1 protein-coding gene is annotated in these 424 nt (G+C 30.0%); it reads left to right on the forward strand.

The window, feature by feature from the left end:
• Nucleotides 1-396: TNT domain-containing protein (locus tag AJ939_RS03655; RefSeq protein ID WP_148124045.1), on the forward strand; the 396-nt coding region annotated here is incomplete at its 5' end.
• Between the last annotated feature and the right edge of the window lie 28 nt (nt 397-424).

Genomic DNA, 424 nt, shown 5'->3' on the forward strand with positions numbered 1-424 from the left:
AAACCAAGAGAAATCACTCTAAAAAAAGGGATGAAACTGGACAGATATGGAGATAATTCAGGTAGCTTTGTTTGCCCTTTTAAGGAGAAAAAAGGAGTGATGCCTTATGAAAAAAGATCATTGCCTTATGAAGATAATGAAGCCATGCAAAAAACCTATAAAAGATATGAAGTATTAGAAGATATTAATATGGAGAGTATGTTAAGAAAAAAAGATATATGTCAAAATGAAAGCTTAAAAAATAAAATTGAACAATCAATGAAAAAAAACGAATTCCATTCTCCGAAGATAGGAAGAATATCTCCATGCTTTGAACAAGAAGGTGGAGGAACACAGATTAAGCTTCCTATTTCCATAGAAGACTTAATGCAATTAGGTTTTATCAAACAAATATAATAATAAAGGATAGAAAATGACAAGAGAA

The organism is Campylobacter sp. BCW_6889 (assembly GCF_001762535.1).
GTDB lineage: Bacteria > Campylobacterota > Campylobacteria > Campylobacterales > Campylobacteraceae > Campylobacter_D > Campylobacter_D jejuni.